This window comes from Acinetobacter sp. 789_lipA (genome assembly GCF_058242845.1).
This window is the reverse complement of sequence record NZ_JBZAYS010000001.1, coordinates 164,791-191,784: the sequence shown is the minus strand read 5'-3', so window position 1 is coordinate 191,784 and position 26,994 is coordinate 164,791. Positions and strand designations below refer to the sequence as shown.

31 protein-coding genes and 2 pseudogenes are annotated in these 26,994 nt (G+C 42.7%); 15 read left to right on the top strand and 18 right to left on the bottom strand.

All coding sequences use genetic code 11. The annotated features are described in order from the left end of the window. Window positions 1–22 precede the first annotated feature (22 nt). Complete coding sequence (locus tag AC4CUZ_RS00895; RefSeq protein WP_004692502.1) at window positions 23–592, top strand: HdeD family acid-resistance protein; 570 nt, start codon at window positions 23–25, stop codon at window positions 590–592. Between the two features lie 86 nt (window positions 593–678). Here AC4CUZ_RS00895 and AC4CUZ_RS00890 read toward each other — a convergent pair whose 3' ends face one another. Further along, window positions 679–1,092 (bottom strand): carboxymuconolactone decarboxylase family protein, encoded by a 414-nt coding sequence (locus AC4CUZ_RS00890; protein WP_228254567.1) that lies wholly within the window; start codon window positions 1,090–1,092, stop codon window positions 679–681. 228 nt (window positions 1,093–1,320) lie between these two features. On the opposite strand from AC4CUZ_RS00890, the gene AC4CUZ_RS00885 reads away from it, so the two are divergent. From AC4CUZ_RS00885 to AC4CUZ_RS00860, 6 genes and pseudogenes are all read left to right on the top strand, one after another. Further along, window positions 1,321–2,481 (top strand): glycerate kinase, encoded by a 1,161-nt coding sequence (locus AC4CUZ_RS00885; protein WP_171355042.1) that lies wholly within the window; start codon window positions 1,321–1,323, stop codon window positions 2,479–2,481. Between the two features lie 149 nt (window positions 2,482–2,630). Then, the gene (locus tag AC4CUZ_RS00880; protein WP_005400847.1) at window positions 2,631–4,619 is read left to right on the top strand and encodes an ATP-dependent helicase; all 1,989 of its coding nucleotides are present in this window, start codon (window positions 2,631–2,633) and stop codon (window positions 4,617–4,619) included. 98 nt (window positions 4,620–4,717) lie between these two features. Then, on the top strand, window positions 4,718–4,978 hold the full coding sequence (locus tag AC4CUZ_RS00875; RefSeq protein WP_004692489.1) for an RNA recognition motif domain-containing protein: 261 nt from the start codon (window positions 4,718–4,720) through the stop codon (window positions 4,976–4,978). Between the two features lie 40 nt (window positions 4,979–5,018). Continuing rightward, a pseudogene (locus AC4CUZ_RS00870) lies at window positions 5,019–5,380 on the top strand (ASCH domain-containing protein). 75 nt (window positions 5,381–5,455) lie between these two features. After that, entirely contained in the window at window positions 5,456–5,959 is a 504-nt protein-coding gene (locus AC4CUZ_RS00865; protein ID WP_114836431.1) for a DUF6586 family protein, read from the top strand. A 105-nt stretch (window positions 5,960–6,064) separates the two neighbouring features. Further along, the gene (locus tag AC4CUZ_RS00860; protein WP_004692486.1) at window positions 6,065–6,343 is read left to right on the top strand and encodes a hypothetical protein; all 279 of its coding nucleotides are present in this window, start codon (window positions 6,065–6,067) and stop codon (window positions 6,341–6,343) included. Window positions 6,344–6,399: 56 nt separating this feature from the next. Here AC4CUZ_RS00860 and AC4CUZ_RS00855 read toward each other — a convergent pair whose 3' ends face one another. From AC4CUZ_RS00855 to AC4CUZ_RS00840, 4 genes are all read right to left on the bottom strand, one after another. Beyond that, window positions 6,400–8,115 (bottom strand): cation:proton antiporter, encoded by a 1,716-nt coding sequence (locus AC4CUZ_RS00855; RefSeq protein WP_005400844.1) that lies wholly within the window; start codon window positions 8,113–8,115, stop codon window positions 6,400–6,402. 144 nt (window positions 8,116–8,259) lie between these two features. Further along, window positions 8,260–8,415 (bottom strand): 50S ribosomal protein L33, encoded by a 156-nt coding sequence (gene rpmG / locus AC4CUZ_RS00850; RefSeq protein WP_003654787.1) that lies wholly within the window; start codon window positions 8,413–8,415, stop codon window positions 8,260–8,262. Between the two features lie 12 nt (window positions 8,416–8,427). Further along, window positions 8,428–8,664 (bottom strand): 50S ribosomal protein L28, encoded by a 237-nt coding sequence (gene rpmB / locus AC4CUZ_RS00845; RefSeq protein ID WP_000048256.1) that lies wholly within the window; start codon window positions 8,662–8,664, stop codon window positions 8,428–8,430. A 159-nt stretch (window positions 8,665–8,823) separates the two neighbouring features. Further along, a complete protein-coding gene (locus AC4CUZ_RS00840; protein WP_005400843.1) occupies window positions 8,824–10,272 on the bottom strand; it encodes a coniferyl aldehyde dehydrogenase in 1,449 nt (482 codons plus the stop codon). A gap of 116 nt (window positions 10,273–10,388) precedes the next feature. On the opposite strand from AC4CUZ_RS00840, the gene AC4CUZ_RS00835 reads away from it, so the two are divergent. From AC4CUZ_RS00835 to AC4CUZ_RS00815, 5 genes are all read left to right on the top strand, one after another. Then, on the top strand, window positions 10,389–11,090 hold the full coding sequence (locus AC4CUZ_RS00835) for a TetR/AcrR family transcriptional regulator (RefSeq protein ID WP_201953551.1): 702 nt from the start codon (window positions 10,389–10,391) through the stop codon (window positions 11,088–11,090). 71 nt (window positions 11,091–11,161) lie between these two features. Further along, window positions 11,162–12,028, top strand: a complete 867-nt coding sequence (purU, locus tag AC4CUZ_RS00830; RefSeq protein ID WP_004692478.1) for a formyltetrahydrofolate deformylase — start codon at window positions 11,162–11,164, stop codon at window positions 12,026–12,028. A 216-nt stretch (window positions 12,029–12,244) separates the two neighbouring features. Beyond that, window positions 12,245–13,012, top strand: a complete 768-nt coding sequence (locus AC4CUZ_RS00825; protein ID WP_004692476.1) for an energy transducer TonB — start codon at window positions 12,245–12,247, stop codon at window positions 13,010–13,012. A 19-nt stretch (window positions 13,013–13,031) separates the two neighbouring features. Next, a complete protein-coding gene (locus AC4CUZ_RS00820; protein ID WP_201953554.1) occupies window positions 13,032–13,655 on the top strand; it encodes a MotA/TolQ/ExbB proton channel family protein in 624 nt (207 codons plus the stop codon). Then, window positions 13,655–14,059 (top strand): ExbD/TolR family protein, encoded by a 405-nt coding sequence (locus AC4CUZ_RS00815; RefSeq protein ID WP_058868889.1) that lies wholly within the window; start codon window positions 13,655–13,657, stop codon window positions 14,057–14,059. Before AC4CUZ_RS00820 ends, AC4CUZ_RS00815 begins: the two co-directional genes overlap by 1 nt. A 56-nt stretch (window positions 14,060–14,115) precedes the next feature. On the opposite strand, the gene msrA is transcribed toward AC4CUZ_RS00815, so the two are convergent. The 5 genes from msrA to thyA all read right to left on the bottom strand — a co-directional run bounded on the left by msrA (window position 14,116) and on the right by thyA (window position 17,862). Next, window positions 14,116–14,643, bottom strand: a complete 528-nt coding sequence (msrA, locus tag AC4CUZ_RS00810) for a peptide-methionine (S)-S-oxide reductase MsrA (protein WP_176537118.1) — start codon at window positions 14,641–14,643, stop codon at window positions 14,116–14,118. A gap of 114 nt (window positions 14,644–14,757) precedes the next feature. Further along, window positions 14,758–15,216: an META domain-containing protein gene (locus AC4CUZ_RS00805; protein ID WP_201953557.1), complete on the bottom strand. Its 459-nt coding sequence runs from the start codon at window positions 15,214–15,216 to the stop codon at window positions 14,758–14,760. A 95-nt stretch (window positions 15,217–15,311) separates the two neighbouring features. After that, complete coding sequence (locus AC4CUZ_RS00800; RefSeq protein ID WP_490747148.1) at window positions 15,312–16,364, bottom strand: Lnb N-terminal periplasmic domain-containing protein; 1,053 nt, start codon at window positions 16,362–16,364, stop codon at window positions 15,312–15,314. 26 nt (window positions 16,365–16,390) lie between these two features. After that, the gene (locus tag AC4CUZ_RS00795; protein WP_151835536.1) at window positions 16,391–16,903 is read right to left on the bottom strand and encodes a dihydrofolate reductase; all 513 of its coding nucleotides are present in this window, start codon (window positions 16,901–16,903) and stop codon (window positions 16,391–16,393) included. A gap of 116 nt (window positions 16,904–17,019) precedes the next feature. After that, complete coding sequence (thyA, locus tag AC4CUZ_RS00790; protein WP_201953565.1) at window positions 17,020–17,862, bottom strand: thymidylate synthase; 843 nt, start codon at window positions 17,860–17,862, stop codon at window positions 17,020–17,022. Between the two features lie 527 nt (window positions 17,863–18,389). Here thyA and AC4CUZ_RS00785 point away from each other — a divergent pair. Beyond that, window positions 18,390–18,899, top strand: coding sequence for a CHAP domain-containing protein (locus AC4CUZ_RS00785; RefSeq protein ID WP_087011366.1), 510 nt, complete (start codon window positions 18,390–18,392; stop codon window positions 18,897–18,899). Window positions 18,900–18,938: 39 nt separating this feature from the next. On the opposite strand, the gene AC4CUZ_RS00780 is transcribed toward AC4CUZ_RS00785, so the two are convergent. The 3 genes from AC4CUZ_RS00780 to lgt all read right to left on the bottom strand — a co-directional run bounded on the left by AC4CUZ_RS00780 (window position 18,939) and on the right by lgt (window position 20,607). Then, entirely contained in the window at window positions 18,939–19,307 is a 369-nt protein-coding gene (locus tag AC4CUZ_RS00780; protein ID WP_201953567.1) for a hypothetical protein, read from the bottom strand. 3 nt (window positions 19,308–19,310) lie between these two features. Beyond that, complete coding sequence (locus AC4CUZ_RS00775; protein ID WP_125280825.1) at window positions 19,311–19,694, bottom strand: AzlD domain-containing protein; 384 nt, start codon at window positions 19,692–19,694, stop codon at window positions 19,311–19,313. 100 nt (window positions 19,695–19,794) lie between these two features. Next, complete coding sequence (lgt, locus tag AC4CUZ_RS00770) at window positions 19,795–20,607, bottom strand: prolipoprotein diacylglyceryl transferase (protein WP_201953570.1); 813 nt, start codon at window positions 20,605–20,607, stop codon at window positions 19,795–19,797. 93 nt (window positions 20,608–20,700) lie between these two features. On the opposite strand from lgt, the gene AC4CUZ_RS00765 reads away from it, so the two are divergent. Then, the gene (locus tag AC4CUZ_RS00765; protein ID WP_201953573.1) at window positions 20,701–21,483 is read left to right on the top strand and encodes an NRDE family protein; all 783 of its coding nucleotides are present in this window, start codon (window positions 20,701–20,703) and stop codon (window positions 21,481–21,483) included. Between the two features lie 38 nt (window positions 21,484–21,521). Here the strand turns inward: AC4CUZ_RS00765 and AC4CUZ_RS00760 are convergent, their stop codons facing one another. The 4 genes from AC4CUZ_RS00760 to tatA form a co-directional block, all read right to left on the bottom strand. Then, window positions 21,522–23,498: a PhoX family protein gene (locus AC4CUZ_RS00760; protein ID WP_004692450.1), complete on the bottom strand. Its 1,977-nt coding sequence runs from the start codon at window positions 23,496–23,498 to the stop codon at window positions 21,522–21,524. Window positions 23,499–23,683: 185 nt separating this feature from the next. Further along, complete coding sequence (tatC, locus tag AC4CUZ_RS00755; RefSeq protein WP_004692449.1) at window positions 23,684–24,460, bottom strand: twin-arginine translocase subunit TatC; 777 nt, start codon at window positions 24,458–24,460, stop codon at window positions 23,684–23,686. Next, window positions 24,457–24,879 carry a Sec-independent protein translocase protein TatB gene (gene tatB, locus AC4CUZ_RS00750; RefSeq protein WP_004692447.1) on the bottom strand — a complete coding sequence of 141 codons (423 nt, stop codon included), beginning with the start codon at window positions 24,877–24,879 and terminating at the stop codon, window positions 24,457–24,459. The genes tatC and tatB overlap by 4 nt, the downstream gene beginning before the upstream one ends. 12 nt (window positions 24,880–24,891) lie before the next feature. Further along, entirely contained in the window at window positions 24,892–25,110 is a 219-nt protein-coding gene (gene tatA, locus AC4CUZ_RS00745) for a Sec-independent protein translocase subunit TatA (protein ID WP_004692445.1), read from the bottom strand. Window positions 25,111–25,269: 159 nt separating this feature from the next. Between tatA and AC4CUZ_RS00740 the strand changes: the two are divergent. Beyond that, a pseudogene (locus tag AC4CUZ_RS00740) lies at window positions 25,270–26,153 on the top strand (AEC family transporter). Window positions 26,154–26,274: 121 nt separating this feature from the next. Here the strand turns inward: AC4CUZ_RS00740 and rdgB are convergent. Then, entirely contained in the window at window positions 26,275–26,901 is a 627-nt protein-coding gene (gene rdgB, locus AC4CUZ_RS00735) for an RdgB/HAM1 family non-canonical purine NTP pyrophosphatase (RefSeq protein WP_004692441.1), read from the bottom strand. Window positions 26,902–26,994 lie beyond the last annotated feature (93 nt).

Genomic DNA, 26,994 nt, shown 5'->3' with positions numbered 1-26,994 from the left:
GAAAATCAAACTTGAGAAGAAGATGAAAACAGTCGGTAATGATTTAGTTCGCCATCAACTCCATGAAAATCGTAAATGGTATTTGGGTTTAGGGATTTTACTGGTGTTGTTTGGTTTCGTTCTTTTGGCCGCTTTGCCTTTTGCCACCTTATCCGTAGTGTTTATCTTTGGCGTGCTGATGATGATAGGTGGTGTTCTACACTTCATCGCAGCCTTTAAGATTTTTGAGGGTGGCTTCCGCTGGCTATGGGCTTTGTTTGGTGTGTTGTATTTGGTTGCGGGCTATTACGCATTTAGCACACCTGTGAAAACAGCCATTGTCTTGACCAGTGTTTTAGCGGTTTTCTTGATTATTGCAGGGGTCATTCGTATCTTTAATGCAATATTATTTCGAGCATTCCAAGGTTGGGGCTGGACACTTTTTTCTGGTGTTTTAACTCTGCTGGCAGGCATTATGATTTTAACCACACCAGATGCCCCATTTTGGGTGCTGGGCTTATTTCTTGCTTTTGATATTTTATTCCAAGGGATTAATTATCTGACTCTAGCGGCAGCCATTAAGCAGATTCCACCAGCAAGCCAATCTGAATAAAGCATTCTTAAAAAAATAAAAGGGAGTCCCATGCAGGCTCCCTTTTTTCGTGTGCTTTATATCATGTGCAAAGCTGAATGGCAGGTTTACGGATTGACGGCATATTGACTTGAAATCGCAATACGATTCCACGTGTTAATCACAATCGCGATCCATTCAATAGCGGCAATTTCTGCATCGGATAAGATTCTTGCTGCTTCTTGATACGCCGAATCGGGGAAATGCTGCTGAGCAATGAGTGTGATTTCTTCAATTAAAATCAGTGCGTCGCGTTCTTTTTCGGAAAAATATCCACTTTCTTGCCATGCACTGATGAGGGCAATCCGTTCCATTGATTCACCTGCTTTCATGGCATCTTGCGTATGCATACGCACGCAGAATGCACATTGGTTAATCTGTGAGGCTCTCAGTTTCAACAAGTGTGAAAACCCAATCTCAAGACCTGCTTGTTGGACTTTTTGCATGGATAAGTTTTCGAGTTCTAATACTGTTTTATACAGTTAAAGTGCAGCTTTTCCCAAATTGATACGTTGCATACATCACCTATTTTTTTAAGAGCGTTGAATGGTAATCCCCCCTAAAAATCATTGAGGCTATTTTAACTTTATCGAGATGTACTCAACTTCAATGATAACGAACTGTGTCAAGGACAATGAAAAGAGAAAAATGCGGGCGGGAAATTTATAAATCGTGTTATTAATAAATTAAATTTTCTAAAAAAATTATGGATGATGACAACTTTTATTTTAGCGCCCGATTCATTTAAAGAAAGTATGACAGCAGAACAGGCCTGTGCGGCGATGCAGCGTGGAATTCAAAACATAATCCCTGATGCTGTATGTATACATGTGCCGATGGCCGATGGCGGCGAAGGCACAGTCGATGCTTTATTAACATCTTTAGCAGGCCAAAAAGTCGAATGTGAAGTAACGGGGCCATTGCCATCACAACAAGTTAAAACGTATTGGGGCCTATTTGATAGTGGGCAAACGGCTGTTATTGAAATGGCCAAAGCCAATGGTATTCATCTGCTTGAACCTACGCAACGCAATCCACTCCTGACTACGACTTTGGGGACAGGCGAAATGATTTGCCATGCATTGGATCTAGGCGTGTCCAAAATTATTTTGGCTCTTGGAGGCAGTGTCACCAATGATGCAGGCAGTGGCATGGCACAGGCACTTGGAGTACGCTTTTTAGATGCACAAGGGCGGGAAGTGCCCGTTGGTGGTGGCCATTTACAAGATATTGAACAGATCGATATGCAAGCTTTAGACCCACGCTTGCAAAGGGTTCAAGTTTTGATTGCCTCCGATGTCACTAATCCGCTGTGTGGAGCACAGGGTGCATCGCATGTGTTTGGCCCGCAAAAAGGGGCGAGCGCAGAGATAGTTGAGCAGTTGGATCAAAATTTGAGTCATTTTGCAGATGTGGTGGAAACACAGCTTAATCTACAGATACGTAATTTTGCAGGGGCAGGCGCCGCAGGTGGGCTAGGATTTGGTCTAATGGCTTTTACAGGCGCTAAGCTTCAGTCTGGCGCGACATGGGTGATTGAGCAAACTCAACTGGCTGAGAAAATAAAGCAAGCTGATTATGTGTTTACTGGTGAAGGTAGTATCGATTTCCAAACCAAGTTTGGTAAAACGCCGTGGGCGGTGGCTCAGTTAGCCCAGCAGTTGAATAAACCTGTGATTGCCTTTGCTGGACGTGTCGGAGAGGATATTGAGGCATTATTTGATGAAGGGTTTAGTCAAATTGTTTCGATCAATGAACTCAACTGCGATTTAGCAATAGCATTGAAAAATGCAGAGCAGAATTTGCAAAACAGTTGTGAGGACATCACCCGACTTTTGCTTTTAAATCATACTGAGCAAGGTGAGTTTTAATTTTTTGAGGCAGTAAGCGGTTCGAGCATAAGGTCTGGGCCATAGATCTGAAGGTGTATTTCAGACAGAAATGGATAATCATTGCTGGAGCCTCATATTGACGTCATAGATTTGTTAGACTAGCAGCATCCACGAATTGATGAGTGATTATGAGTTTAGCCAGCCTAATTGATGAATTAAACCCGCAACAAAAACAAGCTGCCACGACTGAGTCGCAACACAGTCTGGTGCTCGCAGGGGCTGGCTGTGGCAAGACGAAAACCATTGTGGCACGTGCTGCATACTTGATTGATCAAGGGATTCCTGCCAACCAAATTCAGATTTTAACCTTTACTCGTCGTTCAGCCAGTGAGATCGTGGCGCGAGTGGAGCTGGCTTTAGGTGAGCAGGCAAAAGGGCTGCGTGCTTCTACTTTTCATACTTTTTGTATGTATCTGCTGCGCCGTGTACCGAAAGCCTTTGGTTTAGAGCAGTTTTCAATTATTGATCGTGATGATCAGCTGATGATGTTCCGTCTGATTCGTGGGAAAGATGACAAGAAAAATCCCAATCAACTGCCTAAACCGCAAGAACTGTGTGATCTGTATTCTTTTGCACGAAATACGCGTCAGAAGCTGAGTGATGCCTTAGAAAAACAGCATCCTGAGCATTTGGCTTTTAAAGATCAAATTGCGGAAATCATGAAAGAGTACGAGACACGCAAGCGTGCCCGTAGCTTTTTAGATTATGACGATATTCTGGCGATCGTGGCTTCAGCACTCGACCAGTCAGATGGTTTAGCCGACTATGTGGCATCGCTCTGCAAACACATGCTGGTCGATGAAATGCAGGACACCAACCCTTTGCAGTGGGCCTTGCTTGAACCTCTCAAAGACAAAGTGAGCCTGTTCTGCGTCGGCGATGATGCACAGTCAATTTATGGTTTCCGTGGGGCAGATTTTGAAAATATTCATCATTTTAAAGACCGTGTGCCGAATGCTCAGGTGTTTAAATTGGAGCAAAACTATCGTTCAACCCAAGAAATTTTAGACCTTTCAAATTGGCTGCTCGATCAATCTGAGATTCAATATAACAAACGCCTAGATGCTCATCGGGGGGAGGGTGTGAAGCCTTGCATGCACATTTTCCCAAATGAGTTTGATGAAGCAAAATGGATTGCGATCGACATTAAAGAGCGCCATTACTTACAAGGCAGTAAATGGTCGGATCATATGGTTTTGGTGCGTTCCAGCTTTGCAGCACGGCATATTGAGGCAGCATGTATTGCAGCCAATGTCCCCTATCGATTTATTGGGGGCATGAAACTGCTTGAAACCGCGCATGTGAAAGATTTACTGAGCTTGCTGCGCGTGATTGCCAATCCTCTGGATGATATTGCATGGATGCGTTTTCTCACCCTGTGGAATGGGGTGGGAGATGTGGGGGCAAGCCGTCTTGCTCAGCAACTTTTACTGGAGCCTGAGTTTAATTTGATTTTTGATAAATTAGAAAAATTTGGGCGGATTCCAGCTGAAACCTTGTTGATCATGAAGCAAATGACGGTACTGAAACAGGAAGTACAGGCTTGTGTCAGTTTGGGTGTTCAGGCGATTGAAGCACAATTGGCGGAAAATTATAAAAAAGACTGGAACCGCCGCCAAGGGGACTTTGAACTGGTCAAACAATTGGCGTCTAAACATAACCAGTTAGGTGAGTTCTTAGAGGAATATGTGCTTGATCCTGTGTCGATTTCGGAAATTGAACGCCAGTCCGATAGCGATGTCGTCACCCTGATTACCATTCACTCGGCCAAAGGTACAGAGCAAAAAGTCTGTTATGTCGTCAATGTCACCCCGGGGCAATATCCGCATGCACGTGCCCAAGGTGATTTTAATGATGTCGAAGAAGAGCGTCGGGTCTTGTATGTGGCACTGACCCGTGCTCAGAATGAGCTGATTTTAACCAAGCAAAATTTAAGTCTGTGGGCGCGAGACGTGATTGATGAGCAAGGGCGTAAAGTCGAAAGTTATTTTTTGAATGATCTGACGCGAAATTTGTGTAGCATGGAAACCCATCATAAGCCTCGTCAGCAAACCGTAAAGAGTGCTTTAATTGAGCGCCAATCGATTAATTTAGATTTTGGTATTAATCTCGATTAAACTAAACAGATTACATTGTGGTATTTGTTGTGCAATGTTCAGAAAGTAGCGTAGGCGATTGCTTTTTGATGATTTTGCCTATTTTTGAAGGTTGTAAGATGAAAATTTTAGTTCGTAATTTAGAGCGTACAGTGGCCGAAGCTGAACTGCTTGAATTATTTAAGCAATATGGCACAGTTGCATCATGTAATTTAATCCTTGATGCAGCAACAGGTAAATCGAAAGGTTTTGCTTTTGTTGAAATGCCGCATGCACGTGAAGCGATTAAAGCCATTAAAGGGCTGAATACACTACGTTTGCATGGCACGGGTATTCGCGTCAAACAGGCGGAAGATAAACCTGAGAAGCCAGAAGCATAAGTAAAAAGGAGCAATGGATGCTCCTTTTTTATGGGATAAAATGAAAAAAATCTATCCAGCTTTATCGATTGTTGCGCCGATGGGACGACAAATTTCTCAAGGAAATAAAACCTTAGAGATCCGTTCTTGGCGACCAGAGCAATGGCCACTCAAAGATTTGATTATTGTGGAAAATAAGCACTATTTGACCCACGAGGACGATGAAGAGTTGGGGGATGCTGTTGCTATGGTTGATGTTGAGTCGATTCACTCATGGAGAGAAGATGAGCTTGATTCGGCGATGGCATCATATTGGGAAGAGGGATATTGGCTTGGGTACTCACAAATGTGCGTCCAATCCATATTTCGATGCCTGTCATAGCAAAAAGAAAGATTTATTTTATTGAAATAGATCATGCATAATTTTTATTATGCACTGCTGTATAGAAAGATTACTCTTAGAATTGTTATAAACGCCAAAACTTAGGAACACCCTTCATGACTCGTGTTGCCCGTTACCATGCTGATCGCACTAACCAAAAACTCTACTTTGCTCGACTTTCATGTCAACAAGCAGAACAAATTGATCATGTGCAACAAGCTCAGGCTTATCGTGAGGCTGCTGTGTTTCACTTGCATGGTGCTGTACTTGCATTTCTACAAGAGTTGGTCCGTTACTACCGCTTAAATGACTTAAACCCAACCTTAAAGTCCATAGAAGAGCATATGGCAGCTAAAGGGCAAGTTTCGCCTGAAGTGACTGTAATGCAAAAACTATCGAAAGAAGGTTTCATTGCCGAGTTAAAACGTGCTTATCGCTTGTGTCAGTATGCGCCAGAGCCAAGTACACCTGAACCTGAGTCAGAAACTTCATCGAATCTGATCATTAAAGTGACTCAAACCCCTCAGGCATGGTTACCCGATACCAAAATTTTACGTGAGTGGCATCGAGACTTAACGACGTTGATCGATGGCTTTCGGAATGAGATGGTTGAATTCTAAAAGCGATGACCAACGCTTGAAGTTTGAAAATTTGTCCTTATATCAATAAGTCTAAGCGAAGCAAAGTGCAACTGCCTTTGCCACCATGTTGAACATGGAGGAAATATGTCTATAGAACAATTGAAAGAATTATTTGGAAATCAAGAAGCCATTTTAGAATTGGTTCAACTTGAAGGTGGTGAGCTCGCACTACGTAACGCAGGTTCGGAGAGTGCACCTTTAGTCACGATCCAGTTTAATGAAGAGCTCAAAGCATTATTGGGCGACCAGACAACAGTCGTTGCTCAGCAGATGGTGCAAGCGGCTTTATACGGCTTACTTGAAAAACAAGTGGGCGAGTGGCAAGCGGAAGTGGTGGATGAAAAGCCACAGTTCTTCAGCTAAGCCGAATAAGAAAAAACGCACTGAACAGTGCGTTTTTTGTATCCAGTGTTGGATCCTTAGTGGGTGGGTGCTTGATGATGTGCAATCTGAATTTGATTTAAAATATGATTGCTCATATTTTTCGCCATTTCCTCTTTTGCAAAATAAACTTCACCAATTTGATCGCGGCGAATTACTTCGGCTTCTTCTTTGCTTTCCGCACATACCAAAACCTGAATCTCAGGATTGAGGGTTTTGGCGATATCCACGATTTTATGAATATCTAAAATATCCATCGGAGAAAGTACCAACAGGCGCGCATGCTGAATATGGGCTTGAATCAGTACCCCAGGGTCTGTTGCCATACCAGAAACAGCCGCAATGCCTTTTTCACGCAGGTTTTCTACAATTTCACGGTTTTCTTCCGCAATCACCACTTTAATGTCTTCGGCCATCAATTGTTTGGTAATGCGACGGCCAACTTCACCATGTCCAACAATCACCACTTGATCACGTAAATAGTCTTGTGAAACTTCATCAGGCAGCATTGCCAATGGATCACCACTACGTTCCAGTAAGCGTGCTAGATGCGAGCGCTCACGAATCCAGCGTTGTACAGGTTCAATTGCGGAGAACACAAAACTGTTTAAGGTGATGGAGATGAGTGCCCCTGCCAAAATTAGGTTTTGTCCTTCTAAGGACAAGAGTTTAAGTGAAACCCCGAGTGTCGCTAAGATGAAGGAAAACTCACCAATCTGTGCCAGTGACGCACCGACGGTGAGGGCAGTATTGATGGGGTAGCGGAAAAAGAGCACCAGTGCCATAGCGGCAATGGTTTTGCCGACCATAATAATTGCAACGACTGCAAGCACATGCACAGGTTGTTCCACTAAGATGCGTGGGTCAAATAACATGCCAACTGCAACAAAGAACAAAATGGCAAAAATTTCACGTAGAGGGAGAGTCTCTTCTTCGGCACGGTGGCTAAAGTCAGACTCTTTAACGACCATTCCGGCAAAGAAAGCGCCCAGCGCCATGGAAACACCGAAAATTTTGTACGCGCCAAAGGCGATTGAGACAGCAGCAGCCACCACGGTTAAGGTAAACAGTTCACGTGAACCAAGTCGAGCAACAAATTGCATGATCATTGGAACAAGACGTTTCCCGATGATCAGCATAAAAGCGATGAAGCCTACTACTTTAAGTAAGGTGATGCCTAAGGTAAGCCAAATGTTGTCATCAGTACTGCCTGCAAGGGCTTCTCCACCGAGTAGAGCTGCTGTTGCGGGTAGGAGTACCAGTACCAAGACCATGACCAGATCTTCAACTAAGAGCCAACCTACGGCAATTTTACCGTTGACTGAATTGAGTAGACCACGGTCTCCCAGTGCTTTGAGTAATACCACTGTACTGGCACAAGACAGGCTTAAGCCGAAGACCAAGGCAGAGCCAAAACTCCACCCCCAGATCATACTGACGCCTATTCCGAGCAGGGTCGCGACAGCAATTTGTAAAATAGCACCAGGCAGTGCAATGCGTCGAACTTGTAATAAGTCATTGAGGGAAAAATGCATGCCCACACCAAACATGAGGAACATGACCCCAAGTTCAGCCAATTGGTTTGCCAAATGAATGTCTGCGACAATACCGGGAGTATTGGGGCTAATAATGATACCCGCAATCAGATAACCAATCAGCGGGGGAAGGCGTAAGCGTACGGCAAGATAGCCGAAAATGAGCGCAAGCCCAAAACCGACAGCAAGTAATATAATGAGATCTACGTCATGAGGCACTAAAAACTCCTTAAGCAAAAGTTAAGGGTGAAAAAGAAGCAAAGCACAAAAGGTGCCAAAAGAGATTAAAAGTTTAACAAGTCGAACGAAAAAAAAGCAAAAAAAAACGACCTAAAGCAGGTCGTTTTTTTCAAAAAACTAAAATTATTTAATTTTAGCTTCTTTGAAGATTACGTGTTGACGGATTTTTGGATCAAATTTTTTGATTTCCATTTTTTCCGGCATAGTACGTTTGTTCTTAGTTGTGGTATAGAAATAACCTGTACCAGCAGTAGAAACTAGGCGAATTTTATCACGCATGGTTCAGACTCCTTAGATCTTTTGACCTTGAGCACGTAGGTCAGCAACAACCTTCTCGATACCCAATTTGTCGATAATACGCATACCTTTTGTAGTTAGACGAAGACGTACGAAACGTTTTTCGCTTTCTAACCAGAAACGGTGGTGATGCAGGTTCGGCTCGAACCGGCGTTTGGTTTTGTTATTGGCGTGCGAGACGTTGTTGCCAACGACTGGACGCTTGCCGGTAACTTGGCAAACCTTAGACATGGTGAACTCCATTGCTAGACAGCACCGATTGTGCGCTAGTTATTAAGTAAACGGATGAAATCATTCAAGGGGCGTTTTATACCAAAAATGCGCTTAAAAGACAAGCGATTTTCATTAAAACTAGGCATGAACCCGTGCGATAGGTCATGCCTTGATCATTTAGCGAAGAAGGGTCTTTGAAATCAACTTGTGAATTGGTTTGTTAAACGGTGGGAGAATGAATTTCAAGCTATATAACTTGGGATTCGACATCACTGACCGTTCATGCGACAAACTGAAGAAACCTTCTGGACCATGATATTTCCCCATACCTGATGCACCAACGCCACCAAATGGTAAATCGTCTTGTGCGACATGGGTCAAAACCGTGTTTTGTCCGAAATGCCCTGAATGAGTACGCTGTGCAACATAATCTGCACGCGCCTGATCAAAGTCGAAGTAGTATAATGCAAGTGGACGCGGACGGCTATTAATAAACTCGATAACATCGTCTATTTGATCATATTCCATGATCGGTAGCAGTGGCCCAAAGATTTCCTCTTGCATAATACGCATGTCAGGCGTGACCCCAGTTAACAGTGTAGGGGGCACTTTACGTGTATCGGAGAAGGTTTCATGGGCTGGGTTGACCTCAACCACCTGCGCTCCATGCTCACGTGCATTTTCAAGATAACCTTGCAAGCGGTTGTATTGGCGGTCATTAATAATCGAGGTGTAGTCTGGATTATGCAGAATGTCGGGATACATCTCTTCCACACACTCGCGGAAGTGCTCAATGAACTCGGCAGTTTTACCTTTGGGCAAGAACATATAGTCAGGTGCCACACAGGTTTGACCTGCATTCCACAGTTTTCCTGCAGCTATACGCTGCGCAACATCCCGTAAATGAATAGAAGGATGTACTAATACTGGTGATTTTCCGCCAAGTTCGAGGATCAATGGAACGAGGTTCTCTGCCGCAGCAGACATGACGGTTTTACCGACATTGGTTGAACCTGTGAAAATCAGTTTATCAAAAGCCAGACGACAAAAGGCATCCGAGATCGCACCACCGCCATTGGTCACTGAAACTAATTCTTGAGGAAAGGCTTCAGAGAGCGCTTTTTCAAGGATGCGACCAAAGTTTCCTGATGAACTGGAAATTTTGATCATGGCATGGTTGCCTGCCGCCAAAGCACAAATCAGGGGGCCAATTGAGAGTAATAAAGGATAGTTCCATGGGGTAATAATGCCGATCACACCTAAAGGTTGATATTGCACCCATGCTTTAGCCGGTTGGTGAATGATGGAAACGTGACGTTTCGAGGGTTTCATCCACGTGGTTAAATGCTTGCTATAATATTTGATGTGTTCAAGGCAGGTGAGCAATTCCCCAATTTTGGTTTCACTGGTGGAACGGTTGCCATAGTCTTGATTAATTGCCTCTGCAAATTGATCTTGATACTTAACTAAGATACGCTTAAGTCGTGCCAAACGGTCAATACGCTCTTTTGCGGTTGGCAATGGATAACGTAAATAAGCGTGCTTTTGCTGTTCAAGCACATCATGTAGGTGCTGAATATCATAAGAATGTGGTGTCAATGAAGTTGTTTTTGTTTGACTGTTCATGCCGCACTACCATTTCAAATTTCAATTTATGTTTAATTTTTAGAGTAATTGCTCTAATTAGTCAAGTTACTTTATGTGTTAGTCTTCTAATGCACTGAATGAATGGTTATTTTAGGATGTCTCAAACTAAAACGTTGAAAACCAAAGAACGTATTTTGCAACTCAGTTTGCAGCTTTTTAACGAGCGTGGAGAACGTTCTGTTACGACCAATCATATTGCCGCTGAATTGAATATGAGTCCGGGCAATTTGTATTATCACTTTCGCAATAAAAGTGAAATTATCAAAGAGCTCATGGAACAGTATCAAGGCGAAACGCTACAGATGCTGGCTTTGCCCGATGATCGTCTGTTAGATGCCAATGATAAAATTCGTTATTTTCAGGTGCTGAGCAGCCAGTTGTGGGCTTATCGCTTTTTACACCGTGATGTCTATCATTTGGTTGAAAACAATGAAGACTTCCGCAAGATGTATCCACGTTTTGCAGGGCAGGTGATGCAGCAAGGGCAAAAGATCTATCAGGCCTTTGTTGATGCAGGTCTGATGCAAATGACGTCGTCTGAAATTGAAGCCCTGATTATCAATTTATGGATTGTACTGACCAACTGGACCAACTTCCTTTATATGTCGGGTCATATCACTGATTCCAATACATTAGAAGAAAAGTGGGTCTGGCAGGCACTCCGTCAAATGGTGTTCTTAGAAGGGGTCTATTTGCGTGGTGAAAGTCGTGAGACGTATGAGCGCTTGTTGGATACGATGGGGCCGTCTGAACTGTTTTCGAGCTTGGCGTCATTTAAATCGGATGATAAGCCATAAGGTGTTTTGACAGCTGAGTAAAAAGCGCTAGAATACTTGGCTTGATTTTCATTTTACTGATTTAAACTGACATGAATATGACAACTGCTAACACGGCACGTTTACTGATTACTTGTGAAGATAAGCCAGGGATCGTGCAAGCTGTATCGAGCTTTTTGTATCATCAAGGCGCGAATATTACTGCGCTTGATCAATACGCGACTGAAGCTCAGGGCGGACGTTACTTTATGCGTGTTGAGTTTGAACTAGACAATTTACAGTCTCGTAAAGAAAGCATCACTCAAACTTTTGCTGCAAATGTAGCAGAGCGTTATGAAATGCAATGGCGTTTGGCGCTGGTCAGCGACGTGAAAAAAGTCGGGATTTTAGTATCTAAAGTAGACCATGCCTTACTTGAGCTGTTATGGCGTCATGCGCGTGGTGGTTTGCCGTGCGAAATCACCAAAGTGATTTCTAACCATGAAACTTTACGCGAAGCGGTTGAGAACTTTGGCATTCCGTTTGAAGTTGTCCCTGTAACGAAGGACAACAAACGCGAAGCTTATGCTGAAATTGATGAATTAATGCAAGGCAATGACTTATTGGTACTTGCGCGTTATATGCAAATTCTAGATGAAGCATTTGTCGAGAAGTGGGAAATGAAAGTGATCAACATTCACCACTCCTTCCTACCTGCTTTTGTTGGCGCAAACCCATATAAGCAAGCGCATGAAAAAGGTGTAAAACTTATTGGCGCAACCGCGCACTATGTCACTGCGGATCTGGATCAAGGTCCGATCATTGAGCAGGATGTAGAGCGTGTGAACCATGACTTTACGGTTGATCAATTACGTGAATTGGGTCAGGATGTTGAACGTAATGTCTTGGCACGTGCAGTGAAGTGGCACTTAGAAGACCGTATTATTGTTGATGGTAACAAAACAGTCGTTTTCCAATAAAAAATGGGTTGCAAGCAAGATTGAAAAAGGCATACATTAAGTATGCCTTTTTTTGTTTGGGTATGATTAGAAAAAACCATAAAAAGTGACAAATTAATAGTTGCAAATGAAAACACTTCTCATTTATCATTGCGCTACTTTATTGTACTAAACGATAAGCGTTATAGTGGAAACCAACCCAGTGGCCACTCCGCTTAAATTAGGTCACCGATTTTAATGAGTTCAACAGTTATTTCTCCTATGCAGACTCCCAACCCGATGAAAAAGAAAGTTCTTGCTGCTTTGATCGCGGTTGTCGTGGGCCATATGGGCGTATTGTGGGCAGTGAACCACATGAAAGCTCCTGAACTCAAACCGATTGAAAAAGAACCATTGAAGGTTCGCTTCGTTAAAATTCAAGAACCACCAAAACCGCTACCGCCTAAGCCGAAGGAAGAACCGAAAAAGGAACCGACTAAGCCGAAGGAAGTGAAGATTGTGGAAAAACCACAACCAACCCCACCGAAAAAGGTAGAAAAGGTTCAACAAGTTAAAAAAGCAGAAGTGGTTAAACCGGTTGTTAAACCAACCGAAACCCCAGTGAAACCGACAGTCACCACGACGATTACAGAGAAAAAAGTCGAAAAACCTGTCGTGCAACCAGAGCAAGCGAAACCTGTTACTCAGGCTGCACCAGCTGATACTTCACCGAAGTCGGTGTCGATTGGTGGTTCAGGTGTGCAATGGAGCCGCTCTCCAAAACCAGTTTATAGTAATCAAGATTTACAAGGTGAAAACCGTCGAGTCGTGGTGCTGATTGAGGCGAATGAAAAAGGGTCGATTGTGAATGCCCGTATTACTCGTTCAAGTGGTGTACCTGCTTTAGATGAAAAGATTTTAAGAGCTGTCAAAGGCGCTAAATTTAAACCTTATAAAGAAAATGGTGTGGCTTATCCAATTCGGGCTGAGCAACCATTTGATTTAGAATTGAATACAAAACGCTAACTTTATCAGGAGTTCGAGTATGAACTTTTCAGTTTATTGGCAACATGCTGATGCAGTCAGTAAAACACTGTATTTCATCTTGTTGGCAATGTCGATTGCAACGTGGACCATCTTTGTTTTACGTATCATGGGTACACGTCAATTGAAACAACAAGCTTATGCTCAACTTTCACAAGCTTTAGCTAAGTTAAAATCAAAGTTTGCTGTATTGAACTTTGAACAACGTAAAGCCGTTGCAGAACAAGCCCTTCTTCGTCAAATTTCTGCTGAAAAAGCGAATGCTGAGAAAGGTATTTCAGTTCTAGGTACGATTGCATCGCTTGCACCGTTCGTGGGTTTGTTCGGTACAGTATGGGGGATTTTCCATGCCCTTGTTGCTGTTGGTAAAAGTGGTCAAGCAGGCTTAGCGCAAGTTGCAACTCCTGTAGGTGAAGCACTGATCATGACGGGTTTAGGTTTAGCTGTCGCGATTCCTGCGGTGTTAGCGTATAACATCTGTGCGCGTGTAAACCGTACTTTGGCACATGAGCTTCAAGACCAAGCACACGGCTTGCTCATTGATACCATGTTGCAACAAGACTCAGCACCTGCGGCAGTAGAAAGTAAAGCGACTCAACAAGGTTTAGTTGGAGGTCAAGCTTAATGGCTTTTCAATTGGGTGACGATAACGATGCTGGCATGAATGAGATGAATCTCATTCCGCTGATCGATATTATGCTGGTTTTGATGATCATCTTCTTGGTGACAGCGACCGTTGCCAACCCATCAATTCCATTAACTTTACCAAAAACGACGGCTGATATTGTAGATCCTCCACCTAAAGCCATTACGGTAAGCATTAATGCAAATGGCGAAGTGGCTTGGGATAATCAAGTGATTAGCTTAGAAGAACTACAAACGCGTTTTAATGAAGCGGGTGAGTTGGAAACCAAGCCAACGGTTCAACTTCGTGCAGATAAAGAATCTCGTTACGATATGGTCGCACAAGTGATGTCTCGTGCGAGTGAAGCTGGACTGGCGGATATTGCTTTCGTAAGCGATAACTAAGTTGATGTTAAAAAAAGCGACTCTTGAAGTCGCTTTTTTTATGGTGAATTATTAAGTTATTTGCTGTCTTTCAATAAAGCCTGAAACTTAGAGCGCAGCTTCATCAGTTTTGGCGGAATGGCAAAGTTGCAATAGCCTTGAGAAGGGTTACGAGCGTAAAAGTTCTGGTGATAGTCTTCGGCCGAATAGAACGTTGGTACAGGACTGAGTTCGGTCACAATATCGAGACCTTCTGCCTTTAAGTCGTTAATTGCTTGCTCTGCATCAACACGCTGCGCATCATTAAAATAATAAATGACTGAACGATACTGAGTGCCGACATCATTGCCTTGACGGTTGAGTGTCGTAGGATCATGAGTGGCAAAAAACACATCGAGCAGCTGAGCATAGCTGATTTGAGTTTCATCAAAATCAATTAAAATAACTTCGGCGTGGTTGGTATCGCCACGACAAATATCTTCATATGTTGGGTTGTCGGTATCTCCTCCTGCATAACCACTGGTCACTTTATGTATGCCCTGAAGCTCTAAATAAACCGCTTCTACACACCAAAAACATCCACCACCAAAGAGTGCTTGTTGCATTTTAAAATCCTAATTGTGTTTATATCTGTTTATATAAGGGCTGATTGGTTCAGTACAATGTTGTCTGTTACAGATTAAAAAAGCCTGTGATTACAGGCTTTTTATAGAAACAATTTAACGTGGTTGAATGGCAGAGCCAAACTGTAGCAGCAAGTTACCATGTCGATCGAGTAGTTTCAGTGTTTTACCAAACACTTGGTAATGTGTCACTTTTGCCAGCGCTTCTTGGAACTGTTGCGGGACAGCACTGTTATTGATACAGGCCATTCGGGTGGTTGCGAGCTGGCTCAAGGTGAGCGTATCGCGTCCGACGGTATAGCTGCCCATAATGCGGTTACAGCCATCTGCACCACTGATGCGGTTATCGGCTGAAAACTGAAGGCTTGGAATATTACGTTCATTGGGTGCTGTTTTAATTTCGGTATTGCCCATTTGCGTCAAAATCCAAGTCCGCTGCTGGAGCTGTTGAATGTTGGCCATTTCAATGGTATCCGCTGGAGGTGGTGTCGTTTGGCAGCCAGTTATGATTAAGCTACTCGCTAAAAGACTGCTTGCAATCAGTTTTTTTAACATGGGATCAGACTCTTATTGTGATGTATCGTCTGAACTATCAAAGCAAATTTTGTCGCTGATTGCCAGTTTTAACTTGCAGCTTCTCGTTGTAGACCTTAGCGAGTTTGGTCAACGGGTAGGCCCTGACGAATGAGCTGTGAATACTCACGACTGGTTAACTCTGTTTCTTTGCTTACACGTGGGTTGATATAGGCTTTTTGATACCATGTTTTCATATCCCACTGTGGGCTAATCGCGCCTAAATCATACAAATAATTCGGCAAATAACCTGAAGCTAAAATACGATAGTCGGTTGGTAAAGCGTCATGTGAAACGGCTTGAACCATATCAAACACCAAGGTGGTGCAATTACTGGTGAGGGTGTTATACCACTTAGGATGCTTGGCGAGCTCGTCTGCCTTATGTAAATACTCTATAAACAGTGCTTTACTTTCAGCCTGTCCGAGGCGAACAGGAAAGAAATAGACTTGTTCATGACGAATATTGCTGCGGGTATACACAATATCATGCTCATCTGAGGCCACTAAACTCAGCTCATATTTTCTAAAAAAACCACCAATCGCTGAAAATTCTTCATTTTTCTCTTTGCGAATTTCAATGGAAAAGGTCAGCGGTGCGGTATTGGCAAAATCAAAACTGACCAAAGTATGTGCAATTTGCGGCCCCATCCAGTATGAGGTAATGATATTGACCCCAGTGATTTGATTCAGATTGAAAGAGCGGGTATCCCAATGTTCAGTATAGGAGCCGTCAGGGTGCCATGTGAAATTGCGGACATTATGAAGGGTGACATGGTCGCCTTGTTTTTCATAATGCAAGATTTTTGCTACTTCAGGTTGCCAGTCGCGGTCTTGGCGAGCATCTAAACTAAAATACCAAGACAAAGCCAGTAAAAAGCCAAGGAGATAAAGGGTGATATCGAGGCGACGACCAAAAAAGCTTTGGGTGATATAGATGCCCAAAATGCTGAGCGCAAAAGCAATCCAGATTCCAATAAAAAGACGGCTGACCAACCAGCCCAAAGGCTCTTGAATCCACAATGCAAAACACAGCCAAATTGAACTCAACAAGACAAAAATACTAAACAGGGTGTGGAGTAATCCAAAGCCCAGTGTCCGCCAAAATTCTATTTTGATCATGTTGTGCATCGTGCTTTTAGCAAAAAGAATATGCTTTATTTTTGATAGGTTGCGAACTCAAAAGCAATTCCAGTTTTGTCATCAATATGTTGTTCTGACGCGACTTTTTTGAATGCTGCTGGAATGGCAGGGTAATGCGCATCACCTTGCACATCGAGTTCAACATGCGTGAGTTCTAAACGGTCCGCAATGTCGATGGTCTGTTTAAAAATTTCACCGCCACCAATGATAAAAATACTGTCAGGTTTTTCTGAAGCTTGAACATCGGCAACAGCTTGCGCTAAAGCTTCTTCGATGCTGTAAGCCACCTTTGTACCGTCAAAAGTCCAAGAAGTGTCGCGAGTAATGACCCAATTGACACGCTTGGGTAAAGTACGGCCCATCGATTCCAGCGTTTTACGGCCCATAATGACCACACCACCTTGCGTGATGGCTTTGAAGTGTTTTAGATCGGCTGAAATATGCCAAGGTAGGTCATTGCCTTTACCAATACAGTGTTGCTGATCCATTGCCACTACATGTACAACTTCTAAGTTTTGAAAGGCCATAACGCGCTCAAATGTTGGGTCATATTTCTTATTCTTCCTCAAGGAGAGGAAGAACATCTATGGGTAAACCTCAATCTCGCTGATTCAAGGCGAGATTGAATTCGGCTTTATCTGCTTTAAACAGCAACGGGTGCTTTAATCCCAGGATGTGATTCATAACCCACGATTTCGATATCTTCAAATTTAAAGTCGAAAATATCATTAACCGCAGGATTGAGTTTCAGTTGGCACAGCCCTAAAGGTTCACGGCTTAACTGAAGCTTCGCTTGTTCAAAATGGTTGGCATATAAATGCGTATCGCCACCCGTCCAGACAAAGTCACCCACACCTAAACCGCAGACTTGCGCGATCATATGAGTGAGTAGCGCATAACTGGCAATATTAAAAGGCACACCTAGAAAAACATCGGCACTGCGTTGATAGAGCTGACAAGACAGTTTGCCGTTATGAACAAAGAACTGGAAGAGAGTGTGGCACGGAGGAAGGGCGACTTGCCCAGCTTCTTGTGGATTCCAACCCGATACAATCAGACGGCGTGAGTTTGGATTGGTTTTAATTTCATTGACTAACCATGCAATTTGGTCAAAACCATCTTTTTCATAGAAACCGTCGGCTTTTTTGGTTGCACCGAAATTACGCCATTGATGGCCATACACCGGCCCCAGTTCACCTTCTGGGCGACCAAAACGCGCAGTTTGTTCTGCAGTTGACCATTCATCCCAAATACTGACTTTGTTGTCCTGTAAATATTGCACATTGGTATCGCCTTTTAAGAACCACAACAGTTCAATCACGATTGAACGAAAGTGCACTTTTTTAGTGGTTAATAAAGGGAAGCCTTGAGAAAGATCAAAGCGCATTTGATGACCAAATACTGAGCGCGTACCTGTACCAGTACGGTCGCCTTTATCACCGCCGTGATCGAGGATGTGTTGTAGCAGGTCTAAATACGTTTTCATAAAACTCTCAAATAAACACTTTGGGGGAACAGACCTCTTAATAGAAGTGCCTGTTCTTTCCACTCTAAATTATAAAATCTGCGGATGATTATACTGAATTGTGCCTTATTGCGCACCCGAGATTAGTAAGTCAGGCAAGATGATTACTCATATAAAAGTTATGTGAAAGCTATTACAGAGAACCAGGTTAAAGTGGTTTTGTGCAGGATTTAAACTGCAATAATTGAGTTGTATCGAATCTAAATAGATAGCCGTTTAGATGGGCAATCCATTCCATATCTAAGGACTTCATTAGCCAATGGTGAAAAATTTGAGCTTAAGCCGAAAAAGGACTTGGGTAAGGGGTAAATTTTTTTAGTTAATTTAAGTTTCAAAAAGTACAGAGAAAAGAAAACTTTAGAAAGGTTGTGTTGCATTTTGAAAAAAAATATTACATTTACGACATGAAAGTTCGATGCTGAGCGGTTAGTATTTCGAACTCGAAAAGTTGCACACCCCTAATGATTGGGAGGAGAGTTGGTTTTAGTATGCCTTATGATCAAAACGTAAATATGAATGACGTCTATGCGCCTGCGCAAACCAATATCATAATACGTTCTCAGTCAGAGCGAAATGTCACCGCTTCGGATATTTTAAGCTCGAAGCAGGCACGAGAAAGGGCCATTAGCAACCATCAGCGTGTGGATCTTGAAAAATTTACAGGTTTCTTAAGAAATATCACCCGTCAAACCAGCACCCAAAAATGTGCTAAAAGTATTCGCATTGGCTTAGAGTCTGCGGGTGCACGCTTCAAGAGCCATCCTGTGGCTGCGGCAGATTGGGGGAAGACCTTAACCAGCATTGGTTATCGTAAAATCAACTTATCTTTTGATCAGCCTAAAAAAGGCGATATTTATATTATCGACCGTACTGCAAAAAACCGTTATGGACATATTGCCGCTTATTCAGGCAATGGTTGGGTTTCTGATTTTAAACAAAGTGGTTATGCGGTTTACCGTAACCAAAATGTGAACTACAGCTATTATCGAATGGATTAAGCAGATGTTGACGGGATGTAGAGCAACTCCGCATCCCGATTAAATTCTTTTTTCACGCTGTGCGTGAATCGATACTAAAAATAAACCAATTCCACTAAAGCCGATACACTGGAGCGCCAGCGGAATTTTATCTTGCGCGGGTAGATAGCCTAGCAAACAAATCAGGGCAATTAGGGGCAGAAAAATAACCAAACGCGAAAAGCCTTCACGATACGGATTGTCCTGACCAATCTTCAATTGCACACCACGTAGCAGATGCGTTGCAATGCCAATCACGAGACTCAAACCAATAAAGATTGTGCCAAGCTGTTGAACTTGTGCTGCCATAAAAATCATCACGCAAGTGGCAATACAAACGATGAGTTTAATTTGACGGCTACAGCGTTCAGAATACCAAAAGTTCAACATGGTTTATTTGGACTCAGGCTGAGTATTGCTATGCAAAAGAGATAGGGGGGAAAATAGGCAAATCCCCAGCGCCATAAAACCAATCCCTTGTGCACCTGGAATCAGCAGCTCACCATCTTTAATATTCATAAAAATCAGTGCCAAAAGTAGCGCAATTGGAATCCAAGTCAGTAGACGATATAAAAAACCTGTAGGATTTTTGGCGGCAAAATGAATTTTGCAGTAACGACAAATCAGAAAAACAATCCCAGTACCCAAGAACATTAAAATGGCATTGAGGCTCAGGGGTTCCATCCAATACAACACACCTGTTACAACAGCAATTGCGATAAAAATAAGTAATTTTTTAAGAATAGAAATTGAGGGATTAAACCAAAATTCGAGCATGGGAGTGATGTATTTAAAAACCAAACATATGTCACTTTAGCATAATTTGGTCCTAAAAAAGGGGGCAATGATGCCCCCAATATTTTATCCGCTCATCGGATTAGCCATTATTCTTTTGTGGGCCCCAATCATAGATTCTCTTTTGATAGGCATACCACATCATCCACGCGCCGACCAAAATCATTGGCAGACTGAGGAATTGACCTTTACTCATCCATGCGATGAACAGCTGTCCGTTGTCAGGTTCACGGAAGAACTCGACGATGAAGCGGGCCATACCATAACCGATCAGGAATAACGCTGAAACCGCCATACGAGGACGTGGCTTTGAACTGAACCACCACAGTACGATGAATAACAATAACCCTTCAAAAAAGGCCTGATAGAGCTGAGAAGGATGGCGAATTAGCTGTAGCGGATCCGTTGGGAAAATCATACCCAGTGCAAAGTTTGGGTCTGCAACAGGGCGACCATAAAGCTCTCCGCCAATAAAGTTACCAATACGACCAAACATGAGCCCTGTAGGGACACATGGCGCAATAAAGTCGAGGGTTTGGAACCAAGTCATTTTGTATTTCTTACACCAGAACAGCATGGCAAGCATTACACCCAAGAAGCCGCCATGGAAACTCATGCCGCCTGTCCAGACTTGGAATAGCCAAATAGGGTTTGCAAGGAATTGCTCAAAGCCATAAAAGAAGACGTAACCGACACGACCACCAATAACTACACCTAGAGCGCCATAAAAGATCAGATCGGAGACCATGTCCGGTGTCCAACCTCGTTCTTTCGCGCGGTAGCTTGCTAGTCCCCAAGCAAACAAAAAGGCCAATAAATACATCAGTCCGTACCAATGGACTTGTAAAGGGCCAAGTGCTATTGCGACGGGGTCAATATTTGGATAGGTCAGCATGCATATTCCTAGTCATTATGTTTTGAACAGATTTTAGCTGAAAGAGATGAAAAATGTTGTACATTCAATGTGTAAAGATGATGAGTATCGTTTATGTGTATTGTGGCAATAGCATGGCAGGTCTTGGATGATATGCCATTGTGTTTGATTTCAAATCGAGATGAGTTCTATCAGCGTCCTTCGAGCCATTTAAAGCAATGGGAAAATAGCCCGATTATTGCAGGGCAAGATTTGCAGTCTGGCGGCACATGGATGGGGATAACACCAACAGGACGTTGGGCTGTTTTGACCAACTTTCGCGATGGGAAGGATCAAACCAGCTATCCAACGTCTCGCGGACATTTGATTCAATCCTTTTTAGAGTCTGAACAAACCCCGATTCGTTTTGCACAAGACTTAGAGAAAAAACAATGTGACTATGCGGGTTTTAATCTTTTTATGGGGGATCGGCATCAGGCGGTCTATATGAGCAATCGTGGTGAAGCACCACAGGTTCTTCCGAAAGGCGTGTATGTGGTGTCGAATGGTTTGATGACGGAACATTGGGAAAAAACCAAACATTTACGTAAGCGCTTTACCCAAGAGTTCTTACCGATGTTGCAAAAATCCCACATCTTACAAAGCGAGTTAGAGGCGACAGCTTGGGATATTTTGGAGGATGAGCGCAAGATTATTCCAGACTTGTTGCCACAAACTGGGATTAGTCTGGATATGGAAGAGTTATTGTCTTCGACTTTTATTCAAAGCCCTATTTATGGGACACGCTGTTCTAACTTCCTGCGCATGACCCATGAACAATGGTCTTGGCTGGAAAAGCAGCAGCAGGGTGAGTTCAAAGGAAAAATCACGGAACAGGCTGTACTCTTTAAATCATAAAAAATGCCGACATAAGTCGGCATTTTTTTTGGAATGACTTAAGAAGCTTTGGTTTCAGTCTTTTTCTTTTCTACTGATGGCATCAAGTCTGCTGTTAAATAACCGACACTTGCACTATAGCCATTGTTGTAATTGGCTAAAGTTGCTGCTTTTAAGTCCTCAGATAAGCTCTTCATGTCACCCGCATGTTGGAAGTTACTCATGATATAAGTCCAACCATTTACTGAGTCTACTGCATGTAAACCAGTCGATTCTGCTCCTGCAGGGGTTGAGAGTAAACGTACAGGATCTGCTTTGGTATCCACGTTATAAGCCCATAAGAAGTTATTTGGATGGTTACCACTGTCTTCACCAATGAATAAGGTGCGTAGTGTTTCAGAGAACTTCAAATTGTCAGGGCTTGCAATTTTATCTGGATTTGCTGTGTTACCTAAGCTATCCACTGTGATGTCCTCACCCATCAATAGCATTTTCGATTGATACGGAATCCATTCACTGTTGATAGGCTGCCCATCGGTTGTGTTCTGTCCTGCTGTTAAATCATGTGCCAGTACGCCACCCGCAGTGATTTTCTTCGTGAATGAAACATTGTGTGCGGCAACCCAAGCTGCATTGTCTTTGATCATTGAATTTTGAATATTTGCTAAAGCAGAATACGCAACTTTGTCTTTAATGTTGATGGTGGTCCCTTCCATCTTCGTGAAGGCCATGCTGCCACCTTTGAGTGCTGCGTAGCGGTGGGTTTCAAGGAAGGCTGCTGCTTTTTCCATACCTGGTTTTACTTTTACCCAAAGCTTCTTCTTGGCTAAAATAATTTTGGTATATGATGCGTCATTTGGATTAGTTGTTAAACTTTCCATGATGTCGCTAGGTTGGATATTGTCAACATTAACCATTTTTTCAATTTCTTGACTAGTTGCATGACCTAGCTCAATCCATTTAATTTGTCCTGTACTGCTCTCTGTCAGTTCAGATACATATTTAGCGACATAAAGTTTACCTGCTGACAAATCTTTTGCGACATCGGCAATGAACATAAAGAAGCCACCGTTGGTGTAGTCATCACCCATAATTACGGTACGGTTATCGGGCATGACATGTACCAGTTCATGCGAAATACGGCCCATACAGAAGTGTTTAACAATACTACCACTGCCGTCTTTATTTACGATCACTTCAGGTAAATGACCATAGTTATATGGTTTAGCTGCGGCCTCATCACCAAAGAAGTTTTTGCTGATTCCTTTTGGACTTGGTCCACCAATGCCTTGTTCAAATGCATCAGGTTCATATTCTTCACTAGATAAATGTGTGTTCCACGGTGACATGCTTGCACCACAAGTAATCCATAAACCATGAACTGCAGAGGTATCGACATTAAAGTATTTTTTAAGCTCTAAATGACCTGTTGTTTGGTTCTGGTCTAATGTCAAAATTGCAATTGGGGAGGGTAAGTTGCCATACTCGCTCGCGCCTGCTAGGTTTTGTGAGGCATATTCAAATTGCACCACATGGAATACTGGGTTATTCACACCTTCGACTTGAGCACCGTCTAAATGAATAAGCGAGGAGCCATCTGGGCAGTCTGAAAAGAATTGGCGTGGCGACGCTGGAACAGATGTATCCATAATTGGGTCGCCGTTGGCGTTAAAATATCCCCCAGCAATAATTTCACCACCGCCCCATTTAGGCACAGTATTGCCTGTTTCAAAAAAGCTTTTATAGCCAAGTTGATACTCTGAACTGGTTGAGTCATCCCAGTCGATTTTGAGTTTCGAACTGACTGATGTTTTAGCACGGTCTGCAATTGCAATAGGCGCTGCCATCGCTGTAAATGTTGCAGCTTTTAGATTTGCAGGTTTTGTCACAGGTGGTGTTACCGCTGTGTCATTGTCACTATCATTACAACCGCTCAATGCTGCTGCAGTAGTCATTGCCCCAAGCGGTAAAAAAGGGATTCCCGCAAACCATTTTAGAAGATCACGACGACTTGGCTGATTTGTTGTGGCTGTCATAGTAAGTCCATATCAATAATTGTAAGTAAGTCGAGCTAGATTGTATGAAGCAGAAGTGACGTTTTATTTACAGTTTAGGGTCAATTTGAAGACAGTATTTGATAGGGCAATAGATACAACATGAAATAAAAAATCCTCCAGACAGTGTTGGAGGAAATAAGATGGAAGTTTGTAATTCTCAAGTTTTAGTGGCTTGTTGTTTTTCTTTTCTCTAATAATTTTCCGAAAAATAAACCAATTTCAAATAACAGCCACATGGGTACCGCAAGCATAATCATCGAAAGTGCATCAGGTGGAGTGACAAACATCGCAATGAAAAAGCATCCCACGACAATGAAACGACGCTTTTCAGCGAGACTCTGTGTGCTAACGACACCAATTAAAATTAGCACTAAAGTAATAATTGGGATTTCAAAAGTGAGTCCAAAAACCAAAAAGAGTTTCAAACAAAAACTGAGATAACTATTGATATCCGTCATTGGAGCGACGCTTTCAGGCGAGACACTGATAAAAAAATGTAAAATTGCTGGAAGCGTAATGAAGTAGGCAAACGCGATCCCGATATAAAACAGTGCGATACTACCCACAAGCAGTGGAACCGCCAAGAAGCGCTCTTTCTCATATAGTGCAGGTCGCACAAAAGACCATATTAAGTAAATGATGACTGGCATTGCTAACACTAGAGCAACAAATAGATTTAATTTAAACGGTGCCATAAATGTTGCTGTGACATCTGTCGCAATCATGGTTGAGTTGACTGGCAGTTGTTGGCGTAGTGGCTCAGATAACAGTTGATAAGTCGTATTTCGAAAAGGCAATAAACAAAAGAACAGCAACAGGGTAATGCCGACGATTTTAAATAAATACTTGCGCAGTGTAATTAAGTGCTGCATGACAGGCATTTGTTCTAATTCTTCATCTTGGCCTGTGTTTGAGTCTGGCCTTGTTGACACTTGATTCATACGGCTATCTTCAATTGGGGCTGAATAGGTATATTTGCTGCAGTAAACAAAGGTGTACCATGTTGTTTAAGATGGTTGATTGAAAATGGTGTTAATGGAGAGGGTGTGAGCCACTGATATTCATATGCAGCCGTATTTTCAGTCTTTGTTGTTGGAGCTGATTTACTGAGATGATCGAGTTGTTTTTGTAAGCGTTGTTCTATTTCGGTCATACGCTCAATTTCTTTTTGAATTTCCTGACGAAACTCAGAAAGCTTTAGCTCACGATCTACCTCAGTTTGAACGTTATTCATAAAACGTTTGGCTTTGCCATACCATTTGGCTGCAAAGCGTGCTGCTTCAGGTAGTTTCTCAGGACCTAGAACTAATAATGCAACGATAGCAAAGCATAAGAGTTCCGTCATACCTACATTTAGCATGGCAGTGCTCGCTTAGCTTTTAATAGAACTTTCGGTGCTTTTGACATGAGCATCAATCGTTCGTGGCTCATTGAGTTGAGCTGCTTCAGCTTCCTCATCACGGATCGACTTTTTAAAGTCTTTCACCGCACCACCGACATCTTTACCTAAGTTCTTAAGTTTGGCTGTACCAAAAAGAAGAATAACCACAATTGCAAAAATTAGTACATGCCAAATTGATAGTCCCGCCATGGGTAGATCCTCATCATTTTTCGTTTTCCCTATATCAACAGGCTTGTGTGACATTGCGGTGACGATGATGTTTCAATTTCAAGACAAAACGATCGCTTCGCACAGATTTTGAGAAAAAGCAGTGTTATGATGATTCGGTGAAATTTCAAGGATATTGAAGTGACGTTGCTGCTCCCTCTGTTGGCCTTTCTTAGTGGTTTATTCCTTGCATCCACCCCATTGGCAACACGGTTGAAAACAGGCTTTTCAAGTCTTTTAGCACGTTGCTTTATTCCGATTGTTATTGTCTACAACATGGTGTTTTATCAGGCTGGTAGCTTTAGTCTGATGTTATTCAGTTTTGTCGTGGCAGTGCTCTTATTTTACTTTTTCCTATATTTTTCAAAGAATAAATTAAGCGCCCTGTGTTTTAGTTATGTCAATATGGCATGGTTAGGCTTTCCTTTTGCAATTGCGTTGTTTAGCACAGAAATTAGTCCAGCAATGGTGGCTTTATATATCGGTGGCTCTATTTTTGGCAATCTCTGGGCAGTGACAGCTGTGAGCCAAACACCGTTAGCTTTTTCGTTTATTTTTAAAAAAGTGCTCTGTGCTCCACCCATGATTGCTTTGATTTTAGCCCTTATTTTTCGTTTCGTTGGCGTGCAACATTGGTCACAGCATGATCTGATTGATGTGATTTATAGTGCAGCCAAATTTTGTATGAGCTTCTCTGGCATGTGTGTATTGGGTATGTGGTTGAGGCACACCAAAGTTGAGAAAGCGGACCTGTGGCAAAGTAGTCAGACAGCTTTATTAAATTGGCATGCGGCGTGGTGCTGTGTGGGCTGAGTTATCGTTACTTCGCTATTCCTAATATTGAACAATATATTGGGGTCATGTTCTTATTGTTCTGTTTACCGCCAGCAGCCAATATTGTGGCTTTGGAAACGCATTATCAGGGTACAGGCACGTCGGCAAAATACATTGCTTCAGGTACGATCATCAGCTGTGCCGTGGTGAGTATTTATGGTTTATTGCTGCATGTATTTGCTGTGATCTAAGCACTCACTTTAGCTAGAAATGCATAGTACTGCTGCGCAAGGGCGATAGAGGAGAATATAGAAAATTTTTCGCCACCTTCCTCCCCAAGGGGAGAAGGGGCAACATTACACAGCTTAGTTTTTATTGTTCTAAACTGGCTTTAAACAGTTGCATAGCCTGACCACGATGGCTGATTTTATTTTTTTCTTCTTTGCTCATTTCTGCACTTGAAAGCCCTAACTCGGGTAACCAGAACAGCGGGTCATAACCAAAACCATTTTCACCACGTGCAGCCTCCAGTACTTCACCTTTCCAAATGCCTTGGAAAATTTGTGGAAGAGGATCATCAGCATGTTGCACTAACACTAAAACGCATACAAACATGCCTTCAATCGCTTGAGCGTCTTTACGCAGTGGCTTGAGTTCAGCTAAGAGCTTTTGGTTATTGGCCGCATCATCGCCGTGTTCACCTGCATAACGCGCAGAGTAAATCCCTGGAGCACCATCTAAAACTGGGACACAAATCCCAGAGTCATCTGCAATGGCTGGTTTTCCTGAAATTTTAGAAGCATGGCGTGCTTTAATAATCGCATTTTCGACAAAGCTCAAACCATCTTCAATGGCATCTTCAATATTCAATTTACCTTGAGCAATCACTTCAACAGGTAAGTTCAGCTCTGCAAATAATTTTTCAAATTCCGCAATTTTGCCTTTGTTATTGCTTGCGAGGACTAAGGTACCTTGAGATAACCAATCAGTTGATGCCATGTGAAAGATCCGTGCTTTAAAAATTATGCGGTTATTTTAACAAGTCCGACTCATGGATAGGCAATAAAAAAGCACCCGAAGGTGCTGAGTATG

Bases quoted from the DNA above. Each gene is read 5' to 3' on its own strand.
- AC4CUZ_RS00880 (WP_005400847.1), top strand. From the start codon at position 2,631: ATGAGTTTAGCCAGCCTAATTGATGAATTAAACCCGCAACAAAAACAA.
- AC4CUZ_RS00760 (WP_004692450.1), bottom strand. From the start codon at position 23,498: ATGACAGCCACAACAAATCAGCCAAGTCGTCGTGATCTTCTAAAATGG.
- AC4CUZ_RS00820 (WP_201953554.1), top strand. From the start codon at position 13,032: ATGAACTTTTCAGTTTATTGGCAACATGCTGATGCAGTCAGTAAAACA.
- AC4CUZ_RS00800 (WP_490747148.1), bottom strand. From the start codon at position 16,364: ATGCACAACATGATCAAAATAGAATTTTGGCGGACACTGGGCTTTGGA.
- rdgB (WP_004692441.1), bottom strand. From the start codon at position 26,901: ATGGCATCAACTGATTGGTTATCTCAAGGTACCTTAGTCCTCGCAAGC.
- lgt (WP_201953570.1), bottom strand. From the start codon at position 20,607: ATGCTGACCTATCCAAATATTGACCCCGTCGCAATAGCACTTGGCCCT.
- AC4CUZ_RS00780 (WP_201953567.1), bottom strand. From the start codon at position 19,307: ATGTTGAACTTTTGGTATTCTGAACGCTGTAGCCGTCAAATTAAACTC.
- rpmB (WP_000048256.1), bottom strand. From the start codon at position 8,664: ATGTCTAAGGTTTGCCAAGTTACCGGCAAGCGTCCAGTCGTTGGCAAC.
- AC4CUZ_RS00865 (WP_114836431.1), top strand. From the start codon at position 5,456: ATGACTCGTGTTGCCCGTTACCATGCTGATCGCACTAACCAAAAACTC.
- AC4CUZ_RS00875 (WP_004692489.1), top strand. From the start codon at position 4,718: ATGAAAATTTTAGTTCGTAATTTAGAGCGTACAGTGGCCGAAGCTGAA.
- thyA (WP_201953565.1), bottom strand. From the start codon at position 17,862: ATGAAAACGTATTTAGACCTGCTACAACACATCCTCGATCACGGCGGT.
- tatB (WP_004692447.1), bottom strand. From the start codon at position 24,879: ATGCTAAATGTAGGTATGACGGAACTCTTATGCTTTGCTATCGTTGCA.
- AC4CUZ_RS00825 (WP_004692476.1), top strand. From the start codon at position 12,245: ATGAGTTCAACAGTTATTTCTCCTATGCAGACTCCCAACCCGATGAAA.
- AC4CUZ_RS00885 (WP_171355042.1), top strand. From the start codon at position 1,321: ATGATGACAACTTTTATTTTAGCGCCCGATTCATTTAAAGAAAGTATG.
- AC4CUZ_RS00785 (WP_087011366.1), top strand. From the start codon at position 18,390: ATGCCTTATGATCAAAACGTAAATATGAATGACGTCTATGCGCCTGCG.
- AC4CUZ_RS00815 (WP_058868889.1), top strand. From the start codon at position 13,655: ATGGCTTTTCAATTGGGTGACGATAACGATGCTGGCATGAATGAGATG.
- AC4CUZ_RS00840 (WP_005400843.1), bottom strand. From the start codon at position 10,272: ATGAACAGTCAAACAAAAACAACTTCATTGACACCACATTCTTATGAT.
- AC4CUZ_RS00805 (WP_201953557.1), bottom strand. From the start codon at position 15,216: ATGTTAAAAAAACTGATTGCAAGCAGTCTTTTAGCGAGTAGCTTAATC.
- AC4CUZ_RS00775 (WP_125280825.1), bottom strand. From the start codon at position 19,694: ATGCTCGAATTTTGGTTTAATCCCTCAATTTCTATTCTTAAAAAATTA.
- rpmG (WP_003654787.1), bottom strand. From the start codon at position 8,415: ATGCGTGATAAAATTCGCCTAGTTTCTACTGCTGGTACAGGTTATTTC.
- AC4CUZ_RS00860 (WP_004692486.1), top strand. From the start codon at position 6,065: ATGTCTATAGAACAATTGAAAGAATTATTTGGAAATCAAGAAGCCATT.
- AC4CUZ_RS00765 (WP_201953573.1), top strand. From the start codon at position 20,701: ATGTGTATTGTGGCAATAGCATGGCAGGTCTTGGATGATATGCCATTG.
- msrA (WP_176537118.1), bottom strand. From the start codon at position 14,643: ATGCAACAAGCACTCTTTGGTGGTGGATGTTTTTGGTGTGTAGAAGCG.
- purU (WP_004692478.1), top strand. From the start codon at position 11,162: ATGAATATGACAACTGCTAACACGGCACGTTTACTGATTACTTGTGAA.
- AC4CUZ_RS00835 (WP_201953551.1), top strand. From the start codon at position 10,389: ATGTCTCAAACTAAAACGTTGAAAACCAAAGAACGTATTTTGCAACTC.
- tatA (WP_004692445.1), bottom strand. From the start codon at position 25,110: ATGGCGGGACTATCAATTTGGCATGTACTAATTTTTGCAATTGTGGTT.
- AC4CUZ_RS00895 (WP_004692502.1), top strand. From the start codon at position 23: ATGAAAACAGTCGGTAATGATTTAGTTCGCCATCAACTCCATGAAAAT.
- tatC (WP_004692449.1), bottom strand. From the start codon at position 24,460: ATGAATCAAGTGTCAACAAGGCCAGACTCAAACACAGGCCAAGATGAA.
- AC4CUZ_RS00795 (WP_151835536.1), bottom strand. From the start codon at position 16,903: ATGGCCTTTCAAAACTTAGAAGTTGTACATGTAGTGGCAATGGATCAG.